This is a genomic window from Celeribacter sp. PS-C1, from assembly GCF_019429625.1.
Taxonomy (GTDB): domain Bacteria; phylum Pseudomonadota; class Alphaproteobacteria; order Rhodobacterales; family Rhodobacteraceae; genus Celeribacter.
The window spans coordinates 120,699-142,179 of sequence record NZ_JAHXRW010000003.1 but is presented as its reverse complement, the minus strand read 5'-3'; the positions used below and the strand labels follow the sequence as shown (position 1 = coordinate 142,179).

Annotated in this window: 22 protein-coding genes and 1 tRNA gene; 11 read left to right on the top strand and 12 right to left on the bottom strand. The window is 58.3% G+C overall.

What is annotated here, in order from left to right; translation table 11 throughout:
- Nucleotide 1 precedes the first annotated feature (1 nt).
- Nucleotides 2-124, top strand: coding sequence for a hypothetical protein (locus tag J5Y17_RS19165; protein ID WP_255571894.1), 123 nt, complete (start codon nt 2-4; stop codon nt 122-124).
- 6 nt (nt 125-130) lie between these two features.
- Here the strand turns inward: J5Y17_RS19165 and J5Y17_RS05550 are convergent, their stop codons facing one another.
- Both J5Y17_RS05550 and J5Y17_RS05545 read right to left on the bottom strand, forming a co-directional pair.
- Nucleotides 131-772 (bottom strand): helix-turn-helix domain-containing protein, encoded by a 642-nt coding sequence (locus J5Y17_RS05550; protein WP_219784244.1) that lies wholly within the window; start codon nt 770-772, stop codon nt 131-133.
- A 159-nt stretch (nt 773-931) separates the two neighbouring features.
- The gene (locus J5Y17_RS05545) at nt 932-1,162 is read right to left on the bottom strand and encodes a hypothetical protein (RefSeq protein ID WP_219784243.1); all 231 of its coding nucleotides are present in this window, start codon (nt 1,160-1,162) and stop codon (nt 932-934) included.
- 330 nt (nt 1,163-1,492) lie between these two features.
- Between J5Y17_RS05545 and J5Y17_RS05540 the strand changes: the two genes are divergently transcribed.
- Together J5Y17_RS05540 and J5Y17_RS05535 are read left to right on the top strand one after the other, a co-directional pair.
- Complete coding sequence (locus J5Y17_RS05540) at nt 1,493-2,131, top strand: DsbA family oxidoreductase (RefSeq protein WP_219784242.1); 639 nt, start codon at nt 1,493-1,495, stop codon at nt 2,129-2,131.
- A gap of 119 nt (nt 2,132-2,250) precedes the next feature.
- Nucleotides 2,251-3,480, top strand: a complete 1,230-nt coding sequence (locus J5Y17_RS05535) for a multidrug effflux MFS transporter (RefSeq protein ID WP_219784241.1) — start codon at nt 2,251-2,253, stop codon at nt 3,478-3,480.
- Nucleotides 3,481-3,483: 3 nt separating this feature from the next.
- Here J5Y17_RS05535 and mfd read toward each other — a convergent pair whose 3' ends face one another.
- Both mfd and J5Y17_RS05525 read right to left on the bottom strand, forming a co-directional pair.
- Nucleotides 3,484-6,960, bottom strand: a complete 3,477-nt coding sequence (gene mfd, locus J5Y17_RS05530; RefSeq protein WP_219784240.1) for a transcription-repair coupling factor — start codon at nt 6,958-6,960, stop codon at nt 3,484-3,486.
- 4 nt (nt 6,961-6,964) lie between these two features.
- Nucleotides 6,965-7,492 carry a component of SufBCD complex gene (locus tag J5Y17_RS05525; RefSeq protein ID WP_219784239.1) on the bottom strand — a complete coding sequence of 176 codons (528 nt, stop codon included), beginning with the start codon at nt 7,490-7,492 and terminating at the stop codon, nt 6,965-6,967.
- Nucleotides 7,493-7,666: 174 nt separating this feature from the next.
- Here J5Y17_RS05525 and hemB point away from each other — a divergent pair, with 174 nt between their 5' ends.
- Nucleotides 7,667-8,665: a porphobilinogen synthase gene (hemB, locus tag J5Y17_RS05520; protein WP_219784238.1), complete on the top strand. Its 999-nt coding sequence runs from the start codon at nt 7,667-7,669 to the stop codon at nt 8,663-8,665.
- 141 nt (nt 8,666-8,806) lie between these two features.
- Nucleotides 8,807-9,364 carry a YSC84-related protein gene (locus J5Y17_RS05515; protein WP_219784237.1) on the top strand — a complete coding sequence of 186 codons (558 nt, stop codon included), beginning with the start codon at nt 8,807-8,809 and terminating at the stop codon, nt 9,362-9,364.
- 74 nt (nt 9,365-9,438) lie between these two features.
- On the opposite strand, the gene J5Y17_RS05510 is transcribed toward J5Y17_RS05515, so the two are convergent.
- Nucleotides 9,439-10,551: a Ppx/GppA phosphatase family protein gene (locus tag J5Y17_RS05510; RefSeq protein ID WP_219784236.1), complete on the bottom strand. Its 1,113-nt coding sequence runs from the start codon at nt 10,549-10,551 to the stop codon at nt 9,439-9,441.
- Between the two features lie 200 nt (nt 10,552-10,751).
- On the opposite strand from J5Y17_RS05510, the gene J5Y17_RS05505 reads away from it, so the two are divergent.
- From J5Y17_RS05505 to J5Y17_RS05485, 5 genes are all read left to right on the top strand, one after another.
- The gene (locus J5Y17_RS05505; protein ID WP_219784235.1) at nt 10,752-11,336 is read left to right on the top strand and encodes a pseudouridine synthase; all 585 of its coding nucleotides are present in this window, start codon (nt 10,752-10,754) and stop codon (nt 11,334-11,336) included.
- Entirely contained in the window at nt 11,312-11,521 is a 210-nt protein-coding gene (locus J5Y17_RS05500) for a hypothetical protein (RefSeq protein WP_219784496.1), read from the top strand. The genes J5Y17_RS05505 and J5Y17_RS05500 overlap by 25 nt, the downstream gene beginning before the upstream one ends.
- Nucleotides 11,518-12,147 carry a fasciclin domain-containing protein gene (locus J5Y17_RS05495; RefSeq protein WP_219784234.1) on the top strand — a complete coding sequence of 210 codons (630 nt, stop codon included), beginning with the start codon at nt 11,518-11,520 and terminating at the stop codon, nt 12,145-12,147. The genes J5Y17_RS05500 and J5Y17_RS05495 overlap by 4 nt, the downstream gene beginning before the upstream one ends.
- Nucleotides 12,148-12,304: 157 nt before the next feature.
- Nucleotides 12,305-12,378 (top strand) — tRNA-Gly (locus J5Y17_RS05490).
- A gap of 111 nt (nt 12,379-12,489) precedes the next feature.
- Nucleotides 12,490-12,783 (top strand): SCP2 sterol-binding domain-containing protein, encoded by a 294-nt coding sequence (locus tag J5Y17_RS05485; protein ID WP_219784233.1) that lies wholly within the window; start codon nt 12,490-12,492, stop codon nt 12,781-12,783.
- 15 nt (nt 12,784-12,798) lie between these two features.
- Here the strand turns inward: J5Y17_RS05485 and J5Y17_RS05480 are convergent, their stop codons facing one another.
- The 4 genes from J5Y17_RS05480 to zwf all read right to left on the bottom strand — a co-directional run bounded on the left by J5Y17_RS05480 (nt 12,799) and on the right by zwf (nt 17,663).
- Entirely contained in the window at nt 12,799-13,734 is a 936-nt protein-coding gene (locus tag J5Y17_RS05480) for a carbon-nitrogen hydrolase family protein (protein WP_219784232.1), read from the bottom strand.
- Nucleotides 13,735-13,795: 61 nt separating this feature from the next.
- The gene (pgi, locus tag J5Y17_RS05475; protein WP_219784231.1) at nt 13,796-15,412 is read right to left on the bottom strand and encodes a glucose-6-phosphate isomerase; all 1,617 of its coding nucleotides are present in this window, start codon (nt 15,410-15,412) and stop codon (nt 13,796-13,798) included.
- 128 nt (nt 15,413-15,540) lie between these two features.
- Entirely contained in the window at nt 15,541-16,212 is a 672-nt protein-coding gene (gene pgl, locus J5Y17_RS05470; protein WP_219784230.1) for a 6-phosphogluconolactonase, read from the bottom strand.
- Nucleotides 16,209-17,663: a glucose-6-phosphate dehydrogenase gene (gene zwf, locus J5Y17_RS05465; RefSeq protein WP_219784229.1), complete on the bottom strand. Its 1,455-nt coding sequence runs from the start codon at nt 17,661-17,663 to the stop codon at nt 16,209-16,211. The genes pgl and zwf overlap by 4 nt, the downstream gene beginning before the upstream one ends.
- Nucleotides 17,664-17,936: 273 nt before the next feature.
- Between zwf and J5Y17_RS05460 the strand changes: the two genes are divergently transcribed.
- Nucleotides 17,937-18,893, top strand: coding sequence for a radical SAM protein (locus J5Y17_RS05460; RefSeq protein WP_219784228.1), 957 nt, complete (start codon nt 17,937-17,939; stop codon nt 18,891-18,893).
- Nucleotide 18,894: 1 nt separating this feature from the next.
- Here J5Y17_RS05460 and J5Y17_RS05455 read toward each other — a convergent pair whose 3' ends face one another.
- From J5Y17_RS05455 to J5Y17_RS19160, 3 genes are all read right to left on the bottom strand, one after another.
- Nucleotides 18,895-19,479 carry an HNH endonuclease gene (locus J5Y17_RS05455; protein WP_219784227.1) on the bottom strand — a complete coding sequence of 195 codons (585 nt, stop codon included), beginning with the start codon at nt 19,477-19,479 and terminating at the stop codon, nt 18,895-18,897.
- A gap of 190 nt (nt 19,480-19,669) precedes the next feature.
- Entirely contained in the window at nt 19,670-21,280 is a 1,611-nt protein-coding gene (locus tag J5Y17_RS05450) for an ABC-F family ATP-binding cassette domain-containing protein (protein ID WP_370628873.1), read from the bottom strand.
- Nucleotides 21,252-21,386 carry a hypothetical protein gene (locus J5Y17_RS19160; RefSeq protein WP_255571892.1) on the bottom strand — a complete coding sequence of 45 codons (135 nt, stop codon included), beginning with the start codon at nt 21,384-21,386 and terminating at the stop codon, nt 21,252-21,254. Before J5Y17_RS19160 ends, J5Y17_RS05450 begins: the two co-directional genes overlap by 29 nt.
- Nucleotides 21,387-21,481: the final 95 nt, after the last annotated feature.

Here is a 21,481-nt window from a genome sequence, read left to right as displayed (position 1 = left end):
GGTGATTTTACGTTGGACTGTCACGGCTCTGGTGATCGCCAGCCTCTCCGGCTGCGCGGTCGCCCGTGTTGGCGCCAAAGCCACAAAGGCAACGGTCAAAACCACCGCGCGCGTGATCAGTTAGATAAGTTCAGCTGAGCGATGTGACCCAAAGGATCGTCGCATCCTCCGGGCTGACCGAGATCACATTGTGCCCCATCGAGGCGTCGTAATAGGCGCTGTCGCCGCGTCGCATCTCGACCGGTTCGTAGAACTCGGTGATCAGCTTGATGACGCCGGTGAGCACATAAAGAAATTCTTCGCCGTCGTGGCGCACCCAGCCGTCGAATTCCTCGAATGCACGCGCCCGAATGGTGGCGCGGTAAGGCAGCATCGACTTTTTGGTCAACGCCCCCGCCAGCATCTCATGCTCATAGGTCGCGGTCGGATGGGCCGCACCTTCGCCTGATTTTGTCACCGCCATGCGGCCCGAGATCTGCGCCTTCTGTGGCGGGGTAAACAGCTGAGGCACAGAAATTTCCAACCCCACGGCGAGCTTTTTGAGCGCATCATAGGTGGGCGACATCTGCCCGTTTTCAATCTTGGAAAGTGTTGAACGCGCCAGACCAGCATGTGTTGCCGCCTGTTCCAAAGTCCATCCGCGCGCTTTGCGTAGCTCCCGCACCCGCAACCCCAAATCCAAAGGCCGCGCCTCTTCGGGCGCGCCTTCGACACCTTCGCGGGCCAACCGGATGAGGCTCGGGGTGTGATCTTGGGCGTGATCGTCTTGCATGGGCGCTTTTTATCGCGGCGGCTTGGCAAAGGGAATGTGTGAAACGACAAAAGAAAACCCCCGGATGCTGTTACCGCATCTTCGGGGGCTCTTTAGGGGCAGGGTCAGTTGGGGGGACTGCTCGTGAGGTTTTATGCCTGCCCTAAGTCCAAGTTCGGGTCACTCCAGATCGGGAAGCGGCGTGATGAGGAATTCAACCTCCGTCAATCCGCCGGTCACCTGATGTGCCACCAGACTGTCGAGCGCCCCGCCGGCAATCGCGACAGCAGCAATAAAGCCCAGAACCAGCGTGGCCACCGGCACCTGAAAGCGACGATGTTTCGCGTTGAGCATCGCCTGAAGCGACCGGCCCTGAAATGTGGAGAAGTGATTGATGTCCTGCGCTGCCATGAGAGAACCCTCGATACCCGTAGAAACTTATATGTTGCAATGAGTTAATCACGATTCTGGTGCTTATGTCATGCGCGCTGGCCTGACATAATTCTCATTGCTGGGCGGCGCGGAGTTGGAAGATCAAATGGGGAACAAATCGAGAATTCACGCAGTTTGCAAAGTTGCAAACCCACCCCAAACACAAGATATGGGTCAATGAGAACATCCGAATTTGCGCGATTTGTGAGGTGGGAGAATATTTTCCTTTTCTCACCCCTCCCCTCCGCCGTGCGGATCGGCTAAAACCACGCAACTCGAATTTCACTCCGAAACCCTCACGAGGCTCCGATGATCACGCTCGACATTTTTCACGACCCGATCTGCCCCTGGTGCTACATCGGCAAAACCCGCCTCGATCGCGCCCTCGAAGCGCGCCCGGATCACCCCTTCTCGATCCAATGGCATCCGTTCCAACTGAACCCGACGATGCCGAAAGAGGGCATGGATCGCCTCAACTATCTCGAGATGAAATTTCACGGCACTGAGGGCGCGATGAAGGCCTATCGCCCGATCATCGACGTTCTTCACAAGGAAATCCCACAGGCCGATCTGGGCAAAATCAAACGCACACCAAATACACTCGACGCGCATCGTCTCGTGCATTGGGCAGGCATCGACGGGCGCCAGACGGCTGCCGTCTCCGCCCTCTTCCGCGCTTACTTTAAGGAAGGCCGCGACATCGGATCCCGTGCTGTGCTGGCCGAGATCGCTGGTGAGATTGAGATGGACCCGGATGCCATCGCCCGCCTGCTCGAGACTGACGCGGATATCGAAGAAATCGTCGCTCGCGACGCTCACGCCCGCGAGCGCGGGATCAAGGCCGTTCCGATGTTCATCATCGACAACCTCCACGCGGTCGAGGGGGCGCAGCCGACCGAATTGTGGCTCGAGGTGATCGACGAACTGACCGTTCGCAACACGCTCTAAGTCCCCATGCAGGCGGCATCTGTGCATTCCCGCAGAGCCGCCCCGCCAAGTCACAGACTGTTCAAATCACTCGGAGGCCAATAGGGTCCCCGATAGTTTCCTTATTGAAAGTGTCTCCTATGCCGCGTCGTTTGCCGCAACTCGAATTTACGATCCTGCTTGCCATGCTGTTTGCGACCGTGGCCTTTTCCATTGACGCGATGCTGCCCGGTCTGCCGCAAATCGCCGCCGATCTGTCGCCCGATGATGTGAACCGCGCGCAGCTTGTGCTCACCGCTTTTGTTTTTGGTATGGGCGGTGGCACGTTGATCTCGGGTCCGATTTCGGATCACTTCGGGCGCAAACCCGTCATCCTTTTTGGCCTCGGCCTCTATATTGTCGGCGCTGTGATCGCGGGGCTTTCCAACACGATGGAGATGATGCTGATCGGCCGCGCCATTCAGGGTGTTGGTGGCGCATTCCCCCGCACTGTCGGGATTGCCATGGTGCGCGACCTCTATGAGGGCCGCGAAATGGCCAAGATCACCTCTTTCGTCATGACCATTTTCATGGTCGTGCCGGCTGCGGCCCCCTCGATCGGTGCGATGATCATTGCTGACTTTGGTTGGCACGGCATCTTCGCCGCCTTCGTTCTGGTTGCCCTGATCGGCGCCACCTGGATGAGCCTGCGCCAAGGCGAAACGCTGGATCCGGAGAACCGACGCCACCTCAATTTTGCCGATCTGAAATCCGGCACCAAAGAAGTTTTCGGCAATTATAACGTCCGTATCTACACCGTGATCCTGATGCTGGGCTTCGGCCAGATGTTCTCCATCCTCTCCTCCGTCCAGCAGATCTATGCGGATACCTTCGATCTCGAGGAGGTCTTCCCCTACTTCTTCGGCGCGACCGCCCTGATCTCCGCCGTTGGCGCGATCATGAACGGCCGTCTCGTCGGCGAGAAAGGCATGCACTTCCTGATCCGTCTGGGCTACGGCATTGCGTTGACCGCCTCCGTCATTGCGCTGGCACTGAACCTCTTCGGCTTCGGGTCCGGCACCTTCGGCTTTGTCGTCTTCTTCCTCTGGACCGTGGCGATGTTCTCGATCAACGCCTTCACCTTCGGCAACTTGAACGCCTTGGCTCTGGTGCCTCTGGGGCGTCTCGCCGGGCTCGCCAACTCGCTGATTGGCGCGGTGTTCACGATGGGCTCCGTGCTGATCGCCGCCCCGGTGGGCCTCGCCTTCAACGGCACCCCGATCCCGGTGATGATGGCGGGTGCGCTCTGCTCAGCTCTGGCGCTCATTCTGTTCCGCTTCGAGGACAGCGCCACGGCACCGCACGGCGCGCCTCCGAAGCCTGCAGAATAATCCTTATTTCTTTGCCGGTTGCGCAGCGCCCTTCGCGAACTTCGCAAGGTCCTGCGCAATCGCGTAAGCGCCTTTGATCTTATCGCTGTCTTTTTTCCAGTCACGGCGGATGATGATCTTGTTGTCCTTGACCTTCGCCTGACCCTTTTGCGCGTGGATGAATTCCACAAGCCCCGCCGGATTGGCGTATTTGTCGTTGTGGAACTGGAGCGTGGCGCCCTTCGGTCCGCCGTCCAGCCGCGCGATGCCCGCCTCGCGGCATTTTTCCTTGATCCGAACAACGAGCAGCAAGGTATTGACCTCTTTGGGCAATTTCCCGAACCGGTCGATCAGTTCTGCGGCAAAGCCTTCCAACTCCACTTTGGTCTTGAGACCAGACAGGCGCCGATAGAGCCCCAAGCGCACGTCGAGATCGGGAACGTAGGTCTCCGGGATCAGAACCGGCACACCGAGATTGATCTGCGGTGCCCATTGACCGTCGTCCTCAAGGCTTACCGCCTCCTCACCTGACTTGATCCGGGCAATCGCCTCTTCGAGCATGGATTGATAGAGTTCAAAGCCGACCTCTTTCACGTGACCGGATTGTTCCTCGCCCACCAAGTTACCTGCGCCGCGTATGTCAAGATCTTGAGACGCAAGGGTAAATCCGGCCCCAAGGGTATCGAGAGATCCGAGCACACGCAGCCGCTTTTCCGCCTGAGGCGTCAAAGGTGCGCGGGGTTTCGTGGTCAGATAGGCATAGGCCCGCGTCTTGGCGCGGCCCACCCGGCCCCGGATTTGATAGAGCTGCGAGAGACCAAACATATCGGCGCGGTGCACCACCATCGTGTTCGCGGTAGGAATGTCGATGCCGCTCTCCACAATCGTTGTCGCCAAAAGCACGTCATATTTGCCGTCGTAAAAGGCGTTCATCCTGTCGTCCAACTCGCCCGCCGCCATTTGCCCATGGGCAACCACATGGGTCAACTCTGGCACCTGAGCTTTCAGGAATTCTTCGATCTCCGGAATATCACTGACGCGCGGCACGACGAAAAAGCTTTGCCCGCCGCGATAATGTTCGCGCAACAGCGCCTCGCGCACCGTCACCGTGTCGAATTCCGACACATAGGTGCGGATCGACAGCCGATCGACCGGCGGCGTGCCAATAATGGAGAGGTCCCGCACGCCTGTAAGCGACATTTGCAGCGTCCGCGGGATCGGCGTGGCCGAAAGAGTTAGCACATGAATGTTGGATTTCAATGACTTAAGGCGCTCTTTGTGTGTAACGCCGAAGCGTTGTTCCTCATCCACAATGAGCAGGCCGAGATTGGCGAATTTCACCGATTTCGCCAGCAAAGCGTGGGTGCCGACGACAATATCGACGGTGCCCTCGGCCAGATCCTCGCGGGTTTTCGCCATGTCTTTTGCTGAAACAAAGCGCGACATCGGCCTGATATTGATCGGAAAACCCCGGAACCGCTCGGCAAAGCTGCGGAAGTGTTGCCGCGCCAAAAGCGTTGTCGGCGCGATCACCGCAACCTGCGCGCCCGACAGCGCCGCGACAAAGGCCGCGCGCATCGCCACCTCGGTCTTGCCAAAGCCCACATCGCCACAGACAAGCCGGTCCATCGGCATCCCGCGCTCCAGATCGTCGAGGCAATCCTCGATGGCTTTCAGCTGATCCTCGGTCTCGGAATACGGAAAACGCGCGCAGAAGGCCTCCCACATATCGGCGGGCGGCTCCATGATCGGCGCTTTGCGGATGTGGCGTTCGGCGGCGATACGGATGAGCTTTTCGGCCACCTCGCGGATGCGTTCCTTCATCCGCGCTTTCTTGGCCTGCCATGCGCCACCGCCGAGCTTGTCCAAAAGCCCTTCGTCATGGCCATAGCGGCTTAGAAGTTCAATGTTTTCAACGGGAAGGTAAAGCCGATCCCCGCCCGCATATTCGAGCAAAAGACACTCATGTGCGGCGCCTAGGGCGGTCACGACCTCAAGCCCGCGGAAAATCCCCACGCCATGTTCGACATGGACGATCAGATCTCCGGGACTCAGAGAGCTGTGTTCGGTCAGGAAGTTCTCGGCTTTTTTGCGCCGTCCCGGACGCCGCACAAGGCGGTCGCCCAAAACGTCTTGCTCTGAGATGACCGTGACGGATTGTCCCTCGCCGACGGGCGCCTCAAACCCCTGCTCCAGCGCCCAAACTGACAGATAGACCCCGCCCTTGCCCTCCGGTACATCGCGCCAATCGGAGATTTCCTTGCCCGCGACATCCTGATCTTCGAGCAGGGATTTCAAGCGATCCCGCGCACCTTCGGACCAACTCGCCAGCACGACTTGGCCAAGGGCGCGGCGCTTTTGAACATGGACCGCTAGCTCTTCGAAAAGATTGACACCTTCCATCTGGCGCTCGGGCGAGAAATTGCGACCTACACGCCCTCCGGCGTCAAGCACGCCGGGGCCTGTGGCTTGTGGCAAGGGATGGAAATGGATCACACGACGCCCCTCGGTCGCGGTCTCCCACGCGGCGTCATCCAGATACAACATGCCTGGCGGACAGGGTTTATAGACCGAGTCCATCCGCCCCTTTGCATTCAGCGCCTCGCGCCGGGTCTGATATTGATCCTCAATGCCATCCCAACGTGAAAGACGCGCCGCAGTCGATTGATCATCCAGAGAGATTGGTGCGTCCGGCAGGTAGTCAAACAGCGTTTCCAGACGGTCGTGGAAATAGGGCAGCCAATGCTCCATCCCCGCATGTTTGCGCCCGGCCGAGACCGCCTCGTAAAGCGGATCGTCAGTGCCCGCTGCGCCGAATTCAATGCGGTAGTTTTGCCGAAACCGAGTGATCGCAGCCTCGTCGAGAATGACTTCGGAGACCGGCGTAAAACTCACCTCTTTGAGGCTATCGACGGTCTTCTGAGAAGCGGGATCAAAGCGTCGGATGCCGTCCAGTTCGTCACCAAAAAAGTCCAACCGCACAGGCAGAACCTGCCCCGGCGGGAAAACGTCAATAATGCCGCCACGGATCGCGTAATCGCCATGTTCGACCACGGTTGGCGCTTGGGTGAAGCCCATGCGCACAAAAAATGCGCGCAGCTCCGCCTCATTGACGCGTTGTCCTTTTGCAAGTGTAAAAGCCGCGCCTGCGAGCGTTTCACGCGCGGGCAGCTTTTGCGTCGCGGCCGAAAGCGTGGTCAAAAGCACGAAACGCTTTGGGACCGAGCCATGTGCAAGTGCCGCCAAAGTCGCCATCCGCTGCGCCGAAAGATCGGCATTGGGCGACATCCGGTCAAACGGCAGACAGTCCCAAGCCGGAAACTCAATCACCGGCAGGTCAGGCGCGAAGAATTTCAGTCCTTCGCGTAGTGCCGCAAGCCGTTTGTCATCACGCGCCACATGGATCACGGGCCCGCCTGTGCGTGTGACCTCGCGAGCCAAAAGATGCGCGTCGAACCCTTCGGGCGCGCCCCCGACGGTCAGATGAGTGGATTTGCTCATGGGTTCAGCCCCCCAAAGGCCCGGTGGCAATGTTCTGATACATGCCCCACATGGCGGTCACGAAGATCGAAAACATGCCGATCAGCTGGACGTAGAAACGATGTTGGCGCAATTCGGCGACCAGCGCCTCGCCCTTGGTTTCTGCCGCAATGATCTTTTGCGCGGTGCGAATGTTAAGTGCGCCAACAAAGGTCATCGGAAAAGCCATTAGAAAGACAGCCTGAGAAAATTGCACGCCGTATCCAAATCCCGTGATCGCGAGAATAGAGATCAACGCGCCCCCCAGAGCGGTCAGTACGAGACCGGACACTTCGGCGATATTCGACAGGCGCCCGCAGTTGATCCGTACGAGATCTTCGAGATCGCGCATCCTGTCGCCGCCCTGACGCTTGGCCTTGAGCGCCAGATCGAAGGGCACACCGAGCACAAAATGTGAGGCCGTGGACCAAAGCACCGCCAAGGCGATCCAATACCACATATTCGAAAAGGACCGCATGTCGATCACTTCGAAGAGGGTTGCGTAGATGTCCAAAGCTCTGCTCTTTTCTGTCGTGTTATCTGTATCGTGGCGCGCATATGTCGCGGCATAGCGAGGGCGCTCCCCACCTTTTGAACCGGTTGGAGGCGCCGATCTCCGATTCCTACCCTTGAAGCGCCGGAAAATCCATGCCACCTCAAAGGAAATATCGCAACCTGAGGCCGTCCCATGAACCGCACCACCGCCCCCTTCCCGCTGACCCGCCTACGTCGCACGCGAAAGATGGAGGCACTGCGCGGTCTCGTGCGGGAAAACCACCTGTCGGTCGAGGATTTGATCTGGCCGGTGTTTGTGCGCGAAGGCGTGAATGATGCGACGCCGATCGCCTCTATGCCCGGCGTCGAGCGTCTCACCATCGACCGGCTGGTGAAGGCCGCAGCCGAAGCCTATGCTCTTGGGATTCCGGCGATCTGTCTTTTTCCCTATATCGAGCCTGAGCTGAAAACCGAGGATTGCGCGGGCGCGTGGGCCCCGGACAACCTCGTGAACCGGGCCATTCGCGCGATCAAGGCCGAGGTGCCGGAGCTTGCGATCATGACCGATGTCGCCTTGGACCCCTATAACATCAACGGCCATGACGGCTATGTGGTGAATGGCGAGATCGTCAACGACATGACTGTCGAGGCACTGGTCAAGATGGCCGTGGCACAGGCCGAAGCGGGCGCCGATATCATCGGGCCGTCGGACATGATGGACGGGCGCATCGGCGCCATTCGCCGCGCTTTGGAAACCGAAGGCTATGACAAGGTCTCGATCATGTCCTACGCCGCGAAATACGCCTCTGGTTTTTACGGCCCGTTCCGTGATGCGGTGGGCGCATCGGGCGCGCTCAAAGGCGACAAGAAGACATATCAGATGGACCCGGCCAACACGGACGAAGCGCTGCGCCTCGTCGAGCGTGATCTTTTGGAGGGCGCCGACATGGTGATGGTAAAACCCGGCATGCCCTATCTCGATGTCTGCCGCCGCGTTCAGGACACGTTCCAAGTGCCGACTTTCGCCTATCAGGTCTCCGGCGAATACGCGATGTTGGCAGGCGCATTTCAGAACGGCTGGCTCGACCGAGAAAAGATCATTCTGGAGAGCCTCATGTGTTTCAAACGCGCAGGCTGTAACGGCATTCTGACCTATTTCGCCCCGGAAGCCGCAAAACTGCTCGCAAAATAGCGGCTACAGATCGGCAAAACCTCACCGAAGCACACCATAGGTGGTGTTTTGCCGATGACATAGGCGAAAGATTGCGGTTATAGTATTCGCAATCGGGCCGTTCAGAGCCCTCCTGAGGCAAAGCAGTAAAGGGATACCCTTATGACGATTTCCAATCGCCGGACCTTCATGATCGGTCTGGGCAGCGCCGGTCTTTTGGCCGCCTGCGACAACTCCATGCGCTCGAATGGCGCGGCCACGATTGATGCACGTGTCGATAGCACGCTGAACTACCTCTACTCCGATTATCCCGGCACGCAGGCGCTGCGCGACAAATCCGTCGGTATGCTGGTGATGCCGCTGATCACCAAGGCGGGTTTTGGCGTCGGTGGCTCCTATGGACGTGGCGCTCTGCGCGTGGGCGGTGTGACGGTGGATTATTATTCCTCCACGCAGGCCACATTCGGGCTTCAGATCGGCGCCCAGCAATATGCCCATGTGTTGTTTTTCATGACCAACGAAGCATTGGCCGATTTCCGCAACTCCCCGGGCTGGTCCGCCGGCGCCGATATGGAGTATGCGATCTCCAACCGTGGCGAGAACCTCTCTGCGGAAACCATGACCTCGCTCTCGCCTGTGATTGCCGTGGTCTTTGGTCAGGCCGGACTGATCGCGGGCGCGACCGTCGAGGGTACGAAATACACGCGGATCATTCCTTAATTCCGCAATTAAATCATTGCATGAAAAAAGCGGGCCAAGGCCCGCTTTTTGTTTATGTATTTCCTGCAAAAATCCTACGGAACGGCTTCTTCGAGCACGCCATCCGCCGACATCTGCGCATAAAGCAGTCCTTCGCGCAGGCCCCGATCCGCCACAGACAGGCGATCTGTCGGCCAAATCCGCAAAAGCGCCTGAAGGATCGCGGATCCGGACATGATCAATTCCTGACGGTCGCGCCCGATGCGAGGATCACGCTTGCGCCCTTCCGGGCCAAGTTCGAGATAATCGCGGATCACCCGGTCAATCTGTTCCGAGGTCATACGCAACCCGTCAACTTTGTTGCGGTCGTAGCGTTTGAGCCCCAGATGCGAGGCGGCCACCGTGGTCACCGTCCCTGACGTACCGATGATCTGAAACCCTTCACGGCAGGATTCATTGGCATAGGGCGCGAAATCGGCCAGCTTTTCCTCGAAATACCAAGACATCAGCGCAAAGCGCGCGGCGTCGTCTTCTACATCGGAGAATTGCTCCATCAGGGTTGCGACGCCCAGAGGCACGGAAATCCAGTCCACGACCTTGGCATGCGGAAACCGGCTGTCGGAATTCTGAAACCCAGTGTGAAGCCGCATGATAGACCGCGGACGCTCGGCGCGCGGCACATTGGTCAGGTCGATCCAGACAAGCTCCGTCGAGCCGCCACCGATGTCGACCACCAAAAGCTGTTCGGTTTTCGTCGAGACCAGCGGCGCACAAGAGATCACCGCCAGACGCGCCTCTTCCTCCGGCTTGATGATCTCAAGTTTCAGGCCGGTCTCGCGTTGTACTCGGCGTAGAAAGTCACGCGTGTTGCGCGCCCTCCGACAGGCCTCTGTCGCCACGAGGCGCATGTGTTTGACTTCGTGTTTCTCGAGTTTCTTGCGACAGACCCGCAGAGCCTGAATGGTCCGCGTGATCGAGGACCGGCATAGCCGTCCTGAGGCCTCTAGCCCGCTGCCGAGCTGGACCGATTTCGAGAAGCTGTCGACCACATGAAACTGGCTGCCCTTGGGTTGGGCAATCAGCATGCGGCACGAGTTTGTGCCGAGATCCAGCGCGGCATAAAGCTCGGCCGGATCGGCGGGTTTGGGTGCGAGAGGCTCGACCGCTTTCGGGAACGCGCCCGCACCTTTGGGACGCTTGGGCGTCATTGGTCACGCCCTCCATATCAAGTTAGCCCCAACATAAGCGAAGTTCCGCGCGTCGGGCAAGTGTTCTGATGTCCGCACATTATCACAATGTTCTGACACTCACTGTGCAGGACAGCACACCGCCTTTCTTTTGTTGGGTCTTTCTTTTATGTCCTGCGTCATCGCTCGAATTTTCTCTGTTCAAACCTCAGGACATCGACATGGCGCGACTGATCGCCCTTAACAAACCTTTCGACGTTTTGTCGCAATTCACCGACAAGGGAACCGAAGGCACAACGCGTCAAACTTTGTCCGATTTCATCAACGTACCAAAAGTTTATCCCGCAGGTCGGCTCGATCGCGACAGCGAGGGGCTTTTGCTTTTGACCGATGACGGCAAACTGCAGGCGCGAATTTCGAACCCCCGCCACAAGATGGAAAAGACCTATCTAGCACAGGTCGAGGGAGATCTGAGTGAGGAGGCCATGGCGGCACTCAGACGGGGTGTAGAGTTGAAAGACGGCATGACCCGCCCTGCCCGCGCCAAACGCGTTTCTGAGCCCGATTGGCTCTGGCCACGCACGCCGCCGGTACGCTACCGCAAATCCGTGCCTGACAGCTGGCTGGAACTGACCATCTCCGAAGGTCGTAACCGCCAGGTGCGCCGCATGACTGCCGCCGTTGGTTTTCCAACGTTGCGTCTTATCCGCCTTTCCATCGGGCCGTGGCATCTCAACGGGTTGGAGCATGGCGCCTGGCGCGATGAGGATCCGAACATGGCATGGACGCCCTCAAAGAAGCGATAACCAAGCCATCACAAGGCCGCGTCGACTTTCAAAACTTCGCAAAAAGTTCCGACACTTATGTTGAAAAACATGTGAACGCAGATCGCGAAACTTTTCCGAAAGCCCCTGAGTTGATCCCCCAGAAGGCCAGCGGGACCGCCGCTTGTGCCAAATGTGACGAACAACGAATTGGAGCTTTCTTATGAAAACCCATGGTAAACTTCTCGCCCTCTCCACCGCTGCTCTCATCGCCGCTGCCCCGATGGCGTCATTCGCCCAAGAGGCCGTGAACGGTGCGGAAATCATCAATGAACAGGCTCTCGACGAGAATGCCACCATCGCGGACAACGCCATGAAGGTGCAGAACCTGACCACTCTGATCGCCGCAGTGCAGGCTGCCGGTCTGGCCGATGAGCTGATGGGGGAAGGTCCTTACACGCTCTTCGCACCGACCAATGAGGCCTTTGACGCGCTTCCGCAGGGCGCTGTTGAAGAGCTCCTGAAACCGGAAAACCGTGAGATGCTTCAGGACGTGATCAATGCCCACCTGATCGAAGGCGAATTCACGCCGCAGATGATCGATGACCTTCTGGTCTCCGACGATACGTCTGAAGCGGTCGCAATCCCGGCCAATGTTCAGGTCGATTACGACAACAACACCGTGACCCTGACGACCGTCTCCGGCGACCCGATCCGTGTGGAAAAAGGCACTGGCGAAGAGCTGGTCCTGCGTGACGCAGCGGGCAACATCGTGACCACGCTCGCGAAGGATATCGAACAGTCCAACGGCGTGATGTATTTCGTTGATGGCGTGCTGATGCCCGTCTCCTAAGGCGAGTTCTAACACCCGCTTTGGAAAGCAATAAGTCTCAGGTGTGGTCCAAATCCTGAGCATGAGGGCCGTCCTTTCGGGGATGGCCCTTTTTCATCATTGGGCGCCGCAAATCCACTTGACCGGCCTCACCGCTTTGCTTAGGTAAACCGTCACCGCGGGTATGGTGAAAAGGTATCACGGCAGCTTCCCAAGCTTTAGTTACGGGTTCGATTCCCGTTACCCGCTCCAAGACGTTTCTCCCTAAATTGCATATGACCGCTCCGCACGTTCGTGACGCAGGGTTTCGCTATGCGCGCGTGCCTTTGCCCGCTACGGCTGAAGTCAGAGGGAGGACGCAACATGACGACAGACTTTCTGGACACTGCAAAGGCCGCGCTTTTGGAGCGTCTCAAAGGCGAGAACTTCGAGAAATCCGTCTCGCTCAGGATCAAAGAGATCGGCAATCTGATCATTTCGGGCGACAAAGCGGAAATTTCCGACGAACGCGCCGATTGTGCGATCATTGCGGATCAGCCGACGTTTGAGAAAATCCTCAAAGGCGAGTTGAACCCGATGAAAGCCGCGATGTTCGGCAAGCTCAAGATCGCAGGCGACGCGAAAACCGCGATGAAATTCGGCGCACTCTTTGGGTGATCCGTCCGTGAATCTCTAACTGTCAAAAGAAACAGGTCGTTGCGGCTTTTGGTTTACGTGCAGCGTGAACACATCCGGTCGCGCGTAATGCCCAGATACATCGAATTTTCTCCGTGAGGCGCGGGCCTCTTCGGGGAAAAAGTCGGAAATGAGCAGCCCCTTTTCCCGGTGCATGGGACCGGCGACAGCCCCACCGAACGGGCGATACATGATCGCATCGCCCGGATTGATCCATTCCTCAGGATCCGGGAATATTTCATCCCGATAAGGGACGTCATCCGGAATGTCGGAGGCCTCCAGCGCCGTGGCGCATCCGATCACCCAACAGCCACCCTCGCGGGCGATATGCTGCATCGTCGCGAGCCATGTTGCGCCATTGTCCCAGGTCGGGGCGCAATAGATGTCGATATACTGTGCATAGAGCGTGAAGCGCGCCAGAGGCATGTAATTCTCCCAGCAGATCAAAGCCCCAACTCGTCCGACGGCGGTCGGCACGACCTTCAAAGTCGAGCCATCTCCAAATCCCCAAACCATACGTTCCGGATTTGTCGGCATCAGTTTGCGATGGTTGTTCAAGAGCTTGCCGTCTGCATCAATGATTGCGACACTGTTGAAAAGCGTACTGCCGCTCAAGGTGCCATCGATTTCCTGATGCCCCATAACCACGACCATATCGTTGTCATGGGCGGCCGTCTTGATTGGTGCCAGATCATCGCGGCTCAGGTCGATGGAATTGGCCTGTGATAAGGCAAACAATTCATCCGTTTTCGACATTCCGGCACCAGGCGGCAAACGCCAGACGAATGTCGGGTAACCTGGCAGCCAGGTTTCCGGAAACACGATAAGATGACAGTCTTGTGCGGCCGCCTGTTCGATCAGGGTGACCGCCTTGTTCAGGGACTTTTCTTTGTTGAGATAGATTGGCGCTTCTTGGACAACAGCAACTTTCATAGCTACACCCTCCCCATGGCAGCATGTGAAAGCATACCACGAAAGGAGGGTGCCGCCAAAATCAGGCCTTCAGATAGGAGACCAGCTGCAGCGTCGAGCCGTCTTTGCCCGCGCCATCGGCCTCTCCGGCCAACACAGGTTGCAGCGCCAGCGCAAGTTCCTTGCCCAGCTCAACCCCCCATTGGTCGAAGGAGTTGATGCCAAGGATCACGCCTTCGACAAACACGCGGTGCTCATACAGCGCCACGATTTGCCCCAACACATAGGGCGTAAGTTTTTCATAGGCGAGCGTCGTCGTCGGGCGATTGCCCGGGAAAACCCGGTGCCGCGCCTGACGCTCAAGCTCTGGCCCCTCAAACCCTTTTTTCGACATGATTTCCGTGGCTTCTTCCAAAGACCTGCCGCGCAGCAAAGCCTCCGATTGCGCCAGGCAGTTGGAGACCAACAACTCGTGCTGATGCGCCAATCCCGGCTCATGGCCGACGCGGCCAACCATGAATTCACAGGGGATCACCCGCGTGCCCTGATGAATCAGCTGATAAAACGCATGCTGGCCGTTGGTGCCCGGCTCGCCCCAGACCACAGGACCGCTGTCAAACGGAAGAGTCGTGCCATCCATCGCCACACGTTTGCCATTGGATTCCATTTCAAGCTGCTGCAAATAGGCCGGAAGGCGCAGCAGGCGTTGTTCATAGGGCAGAACTGCGCGGGTCGCATGCCCGCAGGCTTGATTGTGCCAGACGCCGACCAGCGCCAAGAGCACCGGAAGGTTGTCGATCCAATCGGCAGTCTGGAAATGCACATCCATCGCCTGCCCGCCGCGCAGGAACTCGGCAAAACGCTGAGGCCCGATGGCGATCATCAGCGACAGCCCGATCGGCCCCCAAACGGAATAGCGTCCACCAACCCAATCCTCGAACCCGAACACCAGATCGGGGTCAATGCCGAACTCAGCGGTCTTGTCCCGCGCAGTGGACAGAGCCGCAAAATGTTTCGCGACGCCCTCTTCGCCGACGGATTTCACCAACCACTCGCGCGCGGTCTGCGCGTTGGTCATCGTTTCGATCGTGGTAAAGGTCTTGGACGCGACAATGATCAGCGTGGTCTGCGGATTGAGCCCCGACAAAACGTCATGGATATGCGCACTATCGACGTTGGAGACGAAGTGACAGCGCGGCCCATCGACATAGGGTTTCAGCGCCTCATAGGCCATCACAGGCCCGAGATCTGAGCCACCAATGCCGATGTTGACGATATTCTCAAAAGGCACGCCAGAAACAGACGCAATCGAGCCACGTCGCACCCGATCCGCGAAATCATCCATTCGTGCAAGTGTGTGACGCACGCCCGGCACGACATCCTTCCCGTCAACCATCACAGGGCCGCCATCGAGATTGCGCAGCGCGGTATGAAGCACGGCGCGGCCCTCGGTGTCGTTGATCTTGGCGCCTTCGAACATCGCGGCACGTTTGTCTTTCAGACCCGATTGCTCCAACAGATCGAACAAAGCCTCGCGCGTTTCGGCGTCAATGTTCGTCTTGGAATAATCGAACAGAAGACCGTCGCTCAGCACCGAAAAATTGGCGGCGCGTGTCTCATCCGCGGCAAAAAGATCGAGGATATGACGGGACTTCGCCGCCTCTGCCTTAGATTTGAGAGCGGAAAAATCAACGGTCATGTCGTCTCCTTCTTGGGTCATGCGGACCCGATGTCATTGCAGCTCTTCGCTTAACGCGAAAGTATTACAGTCTCACTAAGGCGTCACGTTTTAACCTGACAGCGTCAGGGTATTTTGCGCCCCGGATGTCACTCTGCCCAATGCACAGTCGCTTGCGACAGCACGGCGCGCACCGGGGCCTCCATTTCATCGAGACTCTGCGCACGTTCCAGAGCGGCACGTTTTTCGGCGCCTGTGATCAGGATATGGGTCGAGATCGCGGATTTCAGTGCCTTGGCCGAGAGTGTGATCCGGGGTTCAGGGGCGCCGGGCGCGCGCATCGCCAAAAGCGTCGGCGCCGCGTCCGAGAGGCCCAACTCCAACTGATCCGCGCCGGGGAACAGACTCGCCGTATGCATATCAGCGCCCATACCGAGCAAAAGCACATTGAGCGGCAAAGCCGCTTCAATCGCAGGCATCAGCGCCTCCAACCCCTCTTCGGGCGTCGGCACATCGCGGTAAAGCGGCACGAGATGCGCGTCAGCGGCCTTCCCGACCAGCAAGCGGCGTTTCAACAGAGCGGTATTGGATCGCTCGGAGTTTTCCGGCACCCAGCGTTCGTCATTCAACAACACATCCACCCGATCCCAGTCGAGCGACACGGCCGATAGCGTATCGAAAACTGGCCCGGGCGTGGTGCCGCCGGGAACGCAAAAGCTCACCCGCTCCTGCGCCTCCAAAGCCATACGCAGTTCGCCTGCGATCTTATTCGCGAGATCTAAAAGCATCACATCGCGGTCTGGATATTCGAGAAAGTTCATTCTTTAATCTCCCGCCAGCGACGCCCTTCGCGGTGCAACATGATCGCTGCCTCCTCGGGGCCTGAGGAATAGGCGTCATAGGGCTTCGGCACATCGCCGCGTGCCTCCCAGCCTTGGATCAGCGGATCGGTCCATGCCCAAGCCGCTTCGACCTCGTCGCCGCGCATGAAGAGCGTCTGGTTGCCGCGGATCACATCCATGATCAAACGCTCGTAAGCATCTGTAATCTCTTCGGCATCGTCGCCCAGAGCCTCAGCGAAAGACATGTCAAGAGGCACGTCGATCAGGCGCATCCCGCCCGGTCCGGGTTCTTTGATCGTGACCTTAAGAGTCATCCCCTCGTTCGGCTGCAACCGGATCGAGAGCACGTTTGCGTGCCGCCCGGCCTCTTCGCCAAAGATCGAATGCGGCGCATCCTTGAACATCACCGCGATCTCGGACGTGCGTGCCTTGAGCTTCTTGCCGGTGCGCAGGTAGAACGGCGTGCCCGCCCACCGCCAGTTGGAAATCATACAGCGCAGAGCGATGAAACTTTCGGTGCGCGAGCGCGGATCGCCCGCATCCTCGCGATAGGACGGCTGATCATCCGTGGCGTCATATTGGCCGCGCACAATGTGATGGTGATCAATCGGCTCCAAAGCCCGGATCACTTTCAGCTTTTCGTCGCGCACCGCGTCCGGATCAAACCGCGACGGCGGCTCCATCGCGATCAGGCACAAGAGCTGCATCAGGTGGTTCTGCACCATGTCACGCATCGCGCCCGAGCGGTCGTAATATTCGCCTCGCCCGCCGACGCCGACGGTCTCCGCCACCGTGATCTGGATGTGGTCGACATATTGCGAATTCCACAAAGGCTCGAAGAGGATATTGCCGAACCGCACCGCCATCAGGTTCTGAACTGTCTCTTTGCCCAGATAGTGGTCGATGCGATAAATCTGTGTCTCGTCGAAGTGTTGCGCGAGGGATCGATTGAGCGCCTTGGCCGTTTGCAGATCACGGCCAAAGGGTTTCTCAACCACGATACGCGCCGCCTCATCGGCGATGCCATAGCTCATCAGTCGCTCCGCGATGTCGCCAAAGAGCGAGGGCGCGACGGAGAAATAGTAGGCCTTGATGACGTCCGGTCGCATCATGCCTTTAAGATCGTTCCAGCCGCCTTCACCACGCGCATCGACTTGCACATAGTCAAGCCGTTTCAAAAACGCGCCAATCTGCCCCTCGTCGCAGGTGTTCTTCGACGAAAATTCAAGGATCGCCTCACGCACCATTTGGCGAAATTCATCGGCATCATGATCGGAGCGCGCAGCCCCGATGATCCGCGCCGTCTCAGGCATCTGACCAGAACAGAACCGCCGGTAGAGCCCCGGAAGGATCTTGCGTCGTGCCAGATCCCCCGTGCCGCCGAAAATCACCAGATCGAAATCATCGACCGGAATGACGCGTGAGACCATGTCTGTGTTCCTTTTCGTCTTTGCCAGTTCTGCCCGTAGGCGTGTCCGAACCTTGCTTGAAGCCGCGAGCTTTTGCGATCCACAGCGCTTTGATGGTTAGCGCTAACGCTTACCTCTTAGCGCTCAGTCTCCGAGAAGTCTAGCATTGCCCGTGCACCTCTCAAGTCTCGAGTTGGACAATTTCACAATCACAAAGCCGCGGGCGCCGGAGTGAGGCCTTTTCACAACGTTCCCCAACCAGTAGATTACCGCAAATTGCGCGGGACATTTGCGATGAAAGATCAAAGCCTTCCACATTTTGCCGCCAACGAAGGCAAATTTGTCGATCCGGAGTTCACCGCCAATGGCGAGGCCAGGGCGAAGGTCGCTTTGGAGCGGATGGAGACGCTTTGGTTCAACACCGGGACGCTCTGTAACATCACTTGCGTGAACTGCTATATCGAAAGCTCGCCCACCAATGATGCGCTGACCTACCTGACAACGGAAGAGGTCGCACGCTATCTTGACGAGGCCGATGCGCTGGAACCCCGACCGCGCGAGATCGGGTTTACCGGTGGCGAGCCTTTCATGAACCCCGAGATGATCAACATGGCCCGCGCCGCTTTGGAACGCGGCTATGAGGTGTTGATCCTCACCAATGCCATGCGCCCAATGCAGCGCCCTCTCGTTCAGGCCGGTCTTTTGGCGCTCAACGCCGAGTTTCCCGGGCAGCTCACGCTTCGCGTGTCTCTCGATCATTTCGCCCAAGAGCCTCACGACGACATGCGCGGCGCAGGGAGTTACGCGGTGACTTTGGAAGGCATGGATTGGCTGCGCGACAATGGTTTTCGATTGGCTGTCGCGGCGCGCTCGCTTTGGCATGAGACTGAGGCCGAGACGCGCGCCGGGTTTGCGGCGCTCTTTTCCGAGCGCGACTATAAGATCGACGCGCAACATCCCGGCATGACGGTGATTTTTCCAGAAATGGACATGCGTGCCGAAGTGCCCGAAATCACAACCGCCTGCTGGGGCATATTGAACAAAAGCCCCTCGGATGTGATGTGCGCAACGCAGCGTATGGTGGTGAAGCGCAAGGGGCAAAGCCCCTCTGTCGTGGCCTGTACGCTTTTGCCCTATGAGGCGGATTTCGATCTAGGATCGACCTTGGCGGAGGCGTCAGGCGCGGTCGCGCTCAACCATCCGCATTGTGCGAAATTCTGTGTGCTGGGCGGCGCGTCCTGCTCCGCCTGAATTACATCTCCAGCTCGGTGTCCCAATAGAGATAATCCATCCAGCTTTCATGCAAATGCCCCGGTGGGAATTTGCGGCCAATGTTGCGCAGCTGTTCGGCGCCGGGCGCACGCGGCGGTTTGCGCAGACTCATATGCGCCTGTTGCAGCGACTTAGAACCCTTCTTGAGGTTGCACGGCACACAGGCCGCCACGATATTTTCCCAAGATGTCACGCCGCCCCGCGCCCGCGGGATCACATGGTCAAAGGTCAACTCGCCCTTCGAGCCGCAATACTGGCAACAAAATTCGTCCCTCAAAAACAAATTAAAGCGCGTGAAGGCCACGCGCTTTTGAGGTTTCACATAATCTTTGAGGACGACGACCGAAGGAATTCTGATCTTGCAACTCGGACTGTGCACATAGTCGTCATATTCGGCGACGATATCGACCCGGTCGAGGAACACCGCCTTGATCGCCTCCTGCCAGGGCCAAAGCGAAAGCGGATAATAGGACAAGGGTCGGTAATCCGCGTTGAGCACCAAGGCCGGATGCGCTCGCGTCGCATTGGGTTGTCTGACAAACTCTGTCCTGAAATTCCCGTCCATCTTCCGAGTGTACTCCGTCTGTCGATCTGCCAACTGATTGTCGGGATCAAGGCCGGGAGCCACCCGCCCCTGAGAATTTTCCCTGTATAGGTTCACTATATATCGCGGCTTGAACCTGACAAGCCCCTGTATATGCGAAGGTCATGCTCTGTTCTCTACAGCGCTTTCGTGACGTCGATGTGACGCTTCATTAGGCAATATCTAGCGCAATTTCGCGAAAAGACCCCAAATTTTGAACAAAAGACGGATCGTGCGACACCAAAATCATCGCGCCTCCCCAAGTCGACAGGCCTGCTTCCAGCGCTTCAATGGCGTCGAGATCAAGGTGATTACTCGGTTCATCCAAGAGTAAAAGCGGCGCAGGATCATCGCGCGCGCCCATTAATGCAATCGCGGCGCGCAGCCGTTCGCCGCCTGAAAGAGCATTGGCCGGTTTTTCTGCGGCATCCCCTCTAAACCCGGCGCGCGCAAGGGTTGCACGAATATCGGCAGAGGTGAGTTCAGGGTGCTCATCTTGTGCCACCTCCAAAAGCGTCCCAGCTCCTTGTAATCCCCCGGATTGATCCAGACGCATCAACTCTGTCTGGCGTAAAACCTGCCCCGCAACGGGTGCGATCTCCCCTGAAATCCCACGCAACAGCGTCGATTTCCCGGAACCGTTCGGCCCTTTAAGCCAAACCCGCTCCGGCCCGGTGATAGAGAAACTGAGCGGGCCGATCCGGTGAGCGCCCGCAACAAAGCACGCCTCATCGAGCTCCAGCACCACCTTAGACGCGGGCAAGTTCACAGCTGGAAAGCCCATCCTCACCGGGGTCATCGCTTCGACCCTCTGCAACATGGCGTCGCGCCGCTCAACGAGTCCGCTGGCCCGTCGCTCTTCTGCGCGCAGGCGCCCGCAGGAACTTCGTTCTGCACCTTCCTTGGCCTTATCGAGCAACATCTTCGATTGCGACCCATCGCGCAGCCGTTTTCCCTGCCGCGCGCGACGGTCTTGGCGGACTTGGGCTTCGTGGGCGTGGGATTTCTGCTGCTTCAGATCGCGCTCAGCCCGCCCCAAGGCCTGCGTCAGACGTGTTAGCTCGGCCTCACGGGCTTGCGAATAGGCCGACCAACCACCGCCCGTCACCGAGACAGAGCCATCCGGCTCCAGCGCCACGATCCGGTCCATATGTTCTAGCAGTGCACGGTCATGGCTCGCGATCAGGATCAGCCCCTTATGCTGCGTCAGTGCTGAAATGAGCGCCTCGCGGGCATCCAGATCAAGCGCATTGGTTGGCTCGTCCAACAGCAAAATTTCAGGCGGGGCAGAAACTGGCGGATCAAAAAACAGCGCGGCCAATGCGGCCCGCAATTGCTGTCCGCCCGAAAGCGTTCCAACACTCCGGTCAAGCGCCAAATCCGGTAGGCCAAAGCGGTCCAACTGAGCGCGAATGCGATCCTCCAGCCCCCAATCAACCGCCTCAAACGGACCATATGTGGCCTCGCCTCTTTGCGCGCGGCGCAGATCGGCCAATGCCTCGGTCGCTTCAAAGAGATCGCTGAGCGTCATAGTGGGATCGGGCGTCTGATCCAACAAGCGTACGGCACCAGATCGGATAACGTCACCTGAAATCAAAGGTGGACCACTACGTTTCTCAGAGAGACGACCCGCAATGAATTTTAAAAGCGTGGATTTCCCCGAGCCGTTCCGCCCGACAAGACCCGTCAATCCCGACCCCAAGGTCAGGTCAAAGCCAGCAGCTTGTCCAGATAATCCGTTGGAACCAGGCGCATTAGCGGCGCTTGCGGCGGTCCTCAACACGGATGCGGATAGGAAGACGTTGCTCAGACGGAGCTGAGAAGAGGGCATAGCTCACCATGACACCAATTGCAGCAAAGGCGATTGCGGTCGTCACGATCATGTCCATGGGTCATCCCTCCAAACTATATGTAAATTAGGTAACACTCCAAAGCCGGCGGTCAAGGGGATTGCGAGGGCCTTTGCGCAAAAAAGCGGGGTCTT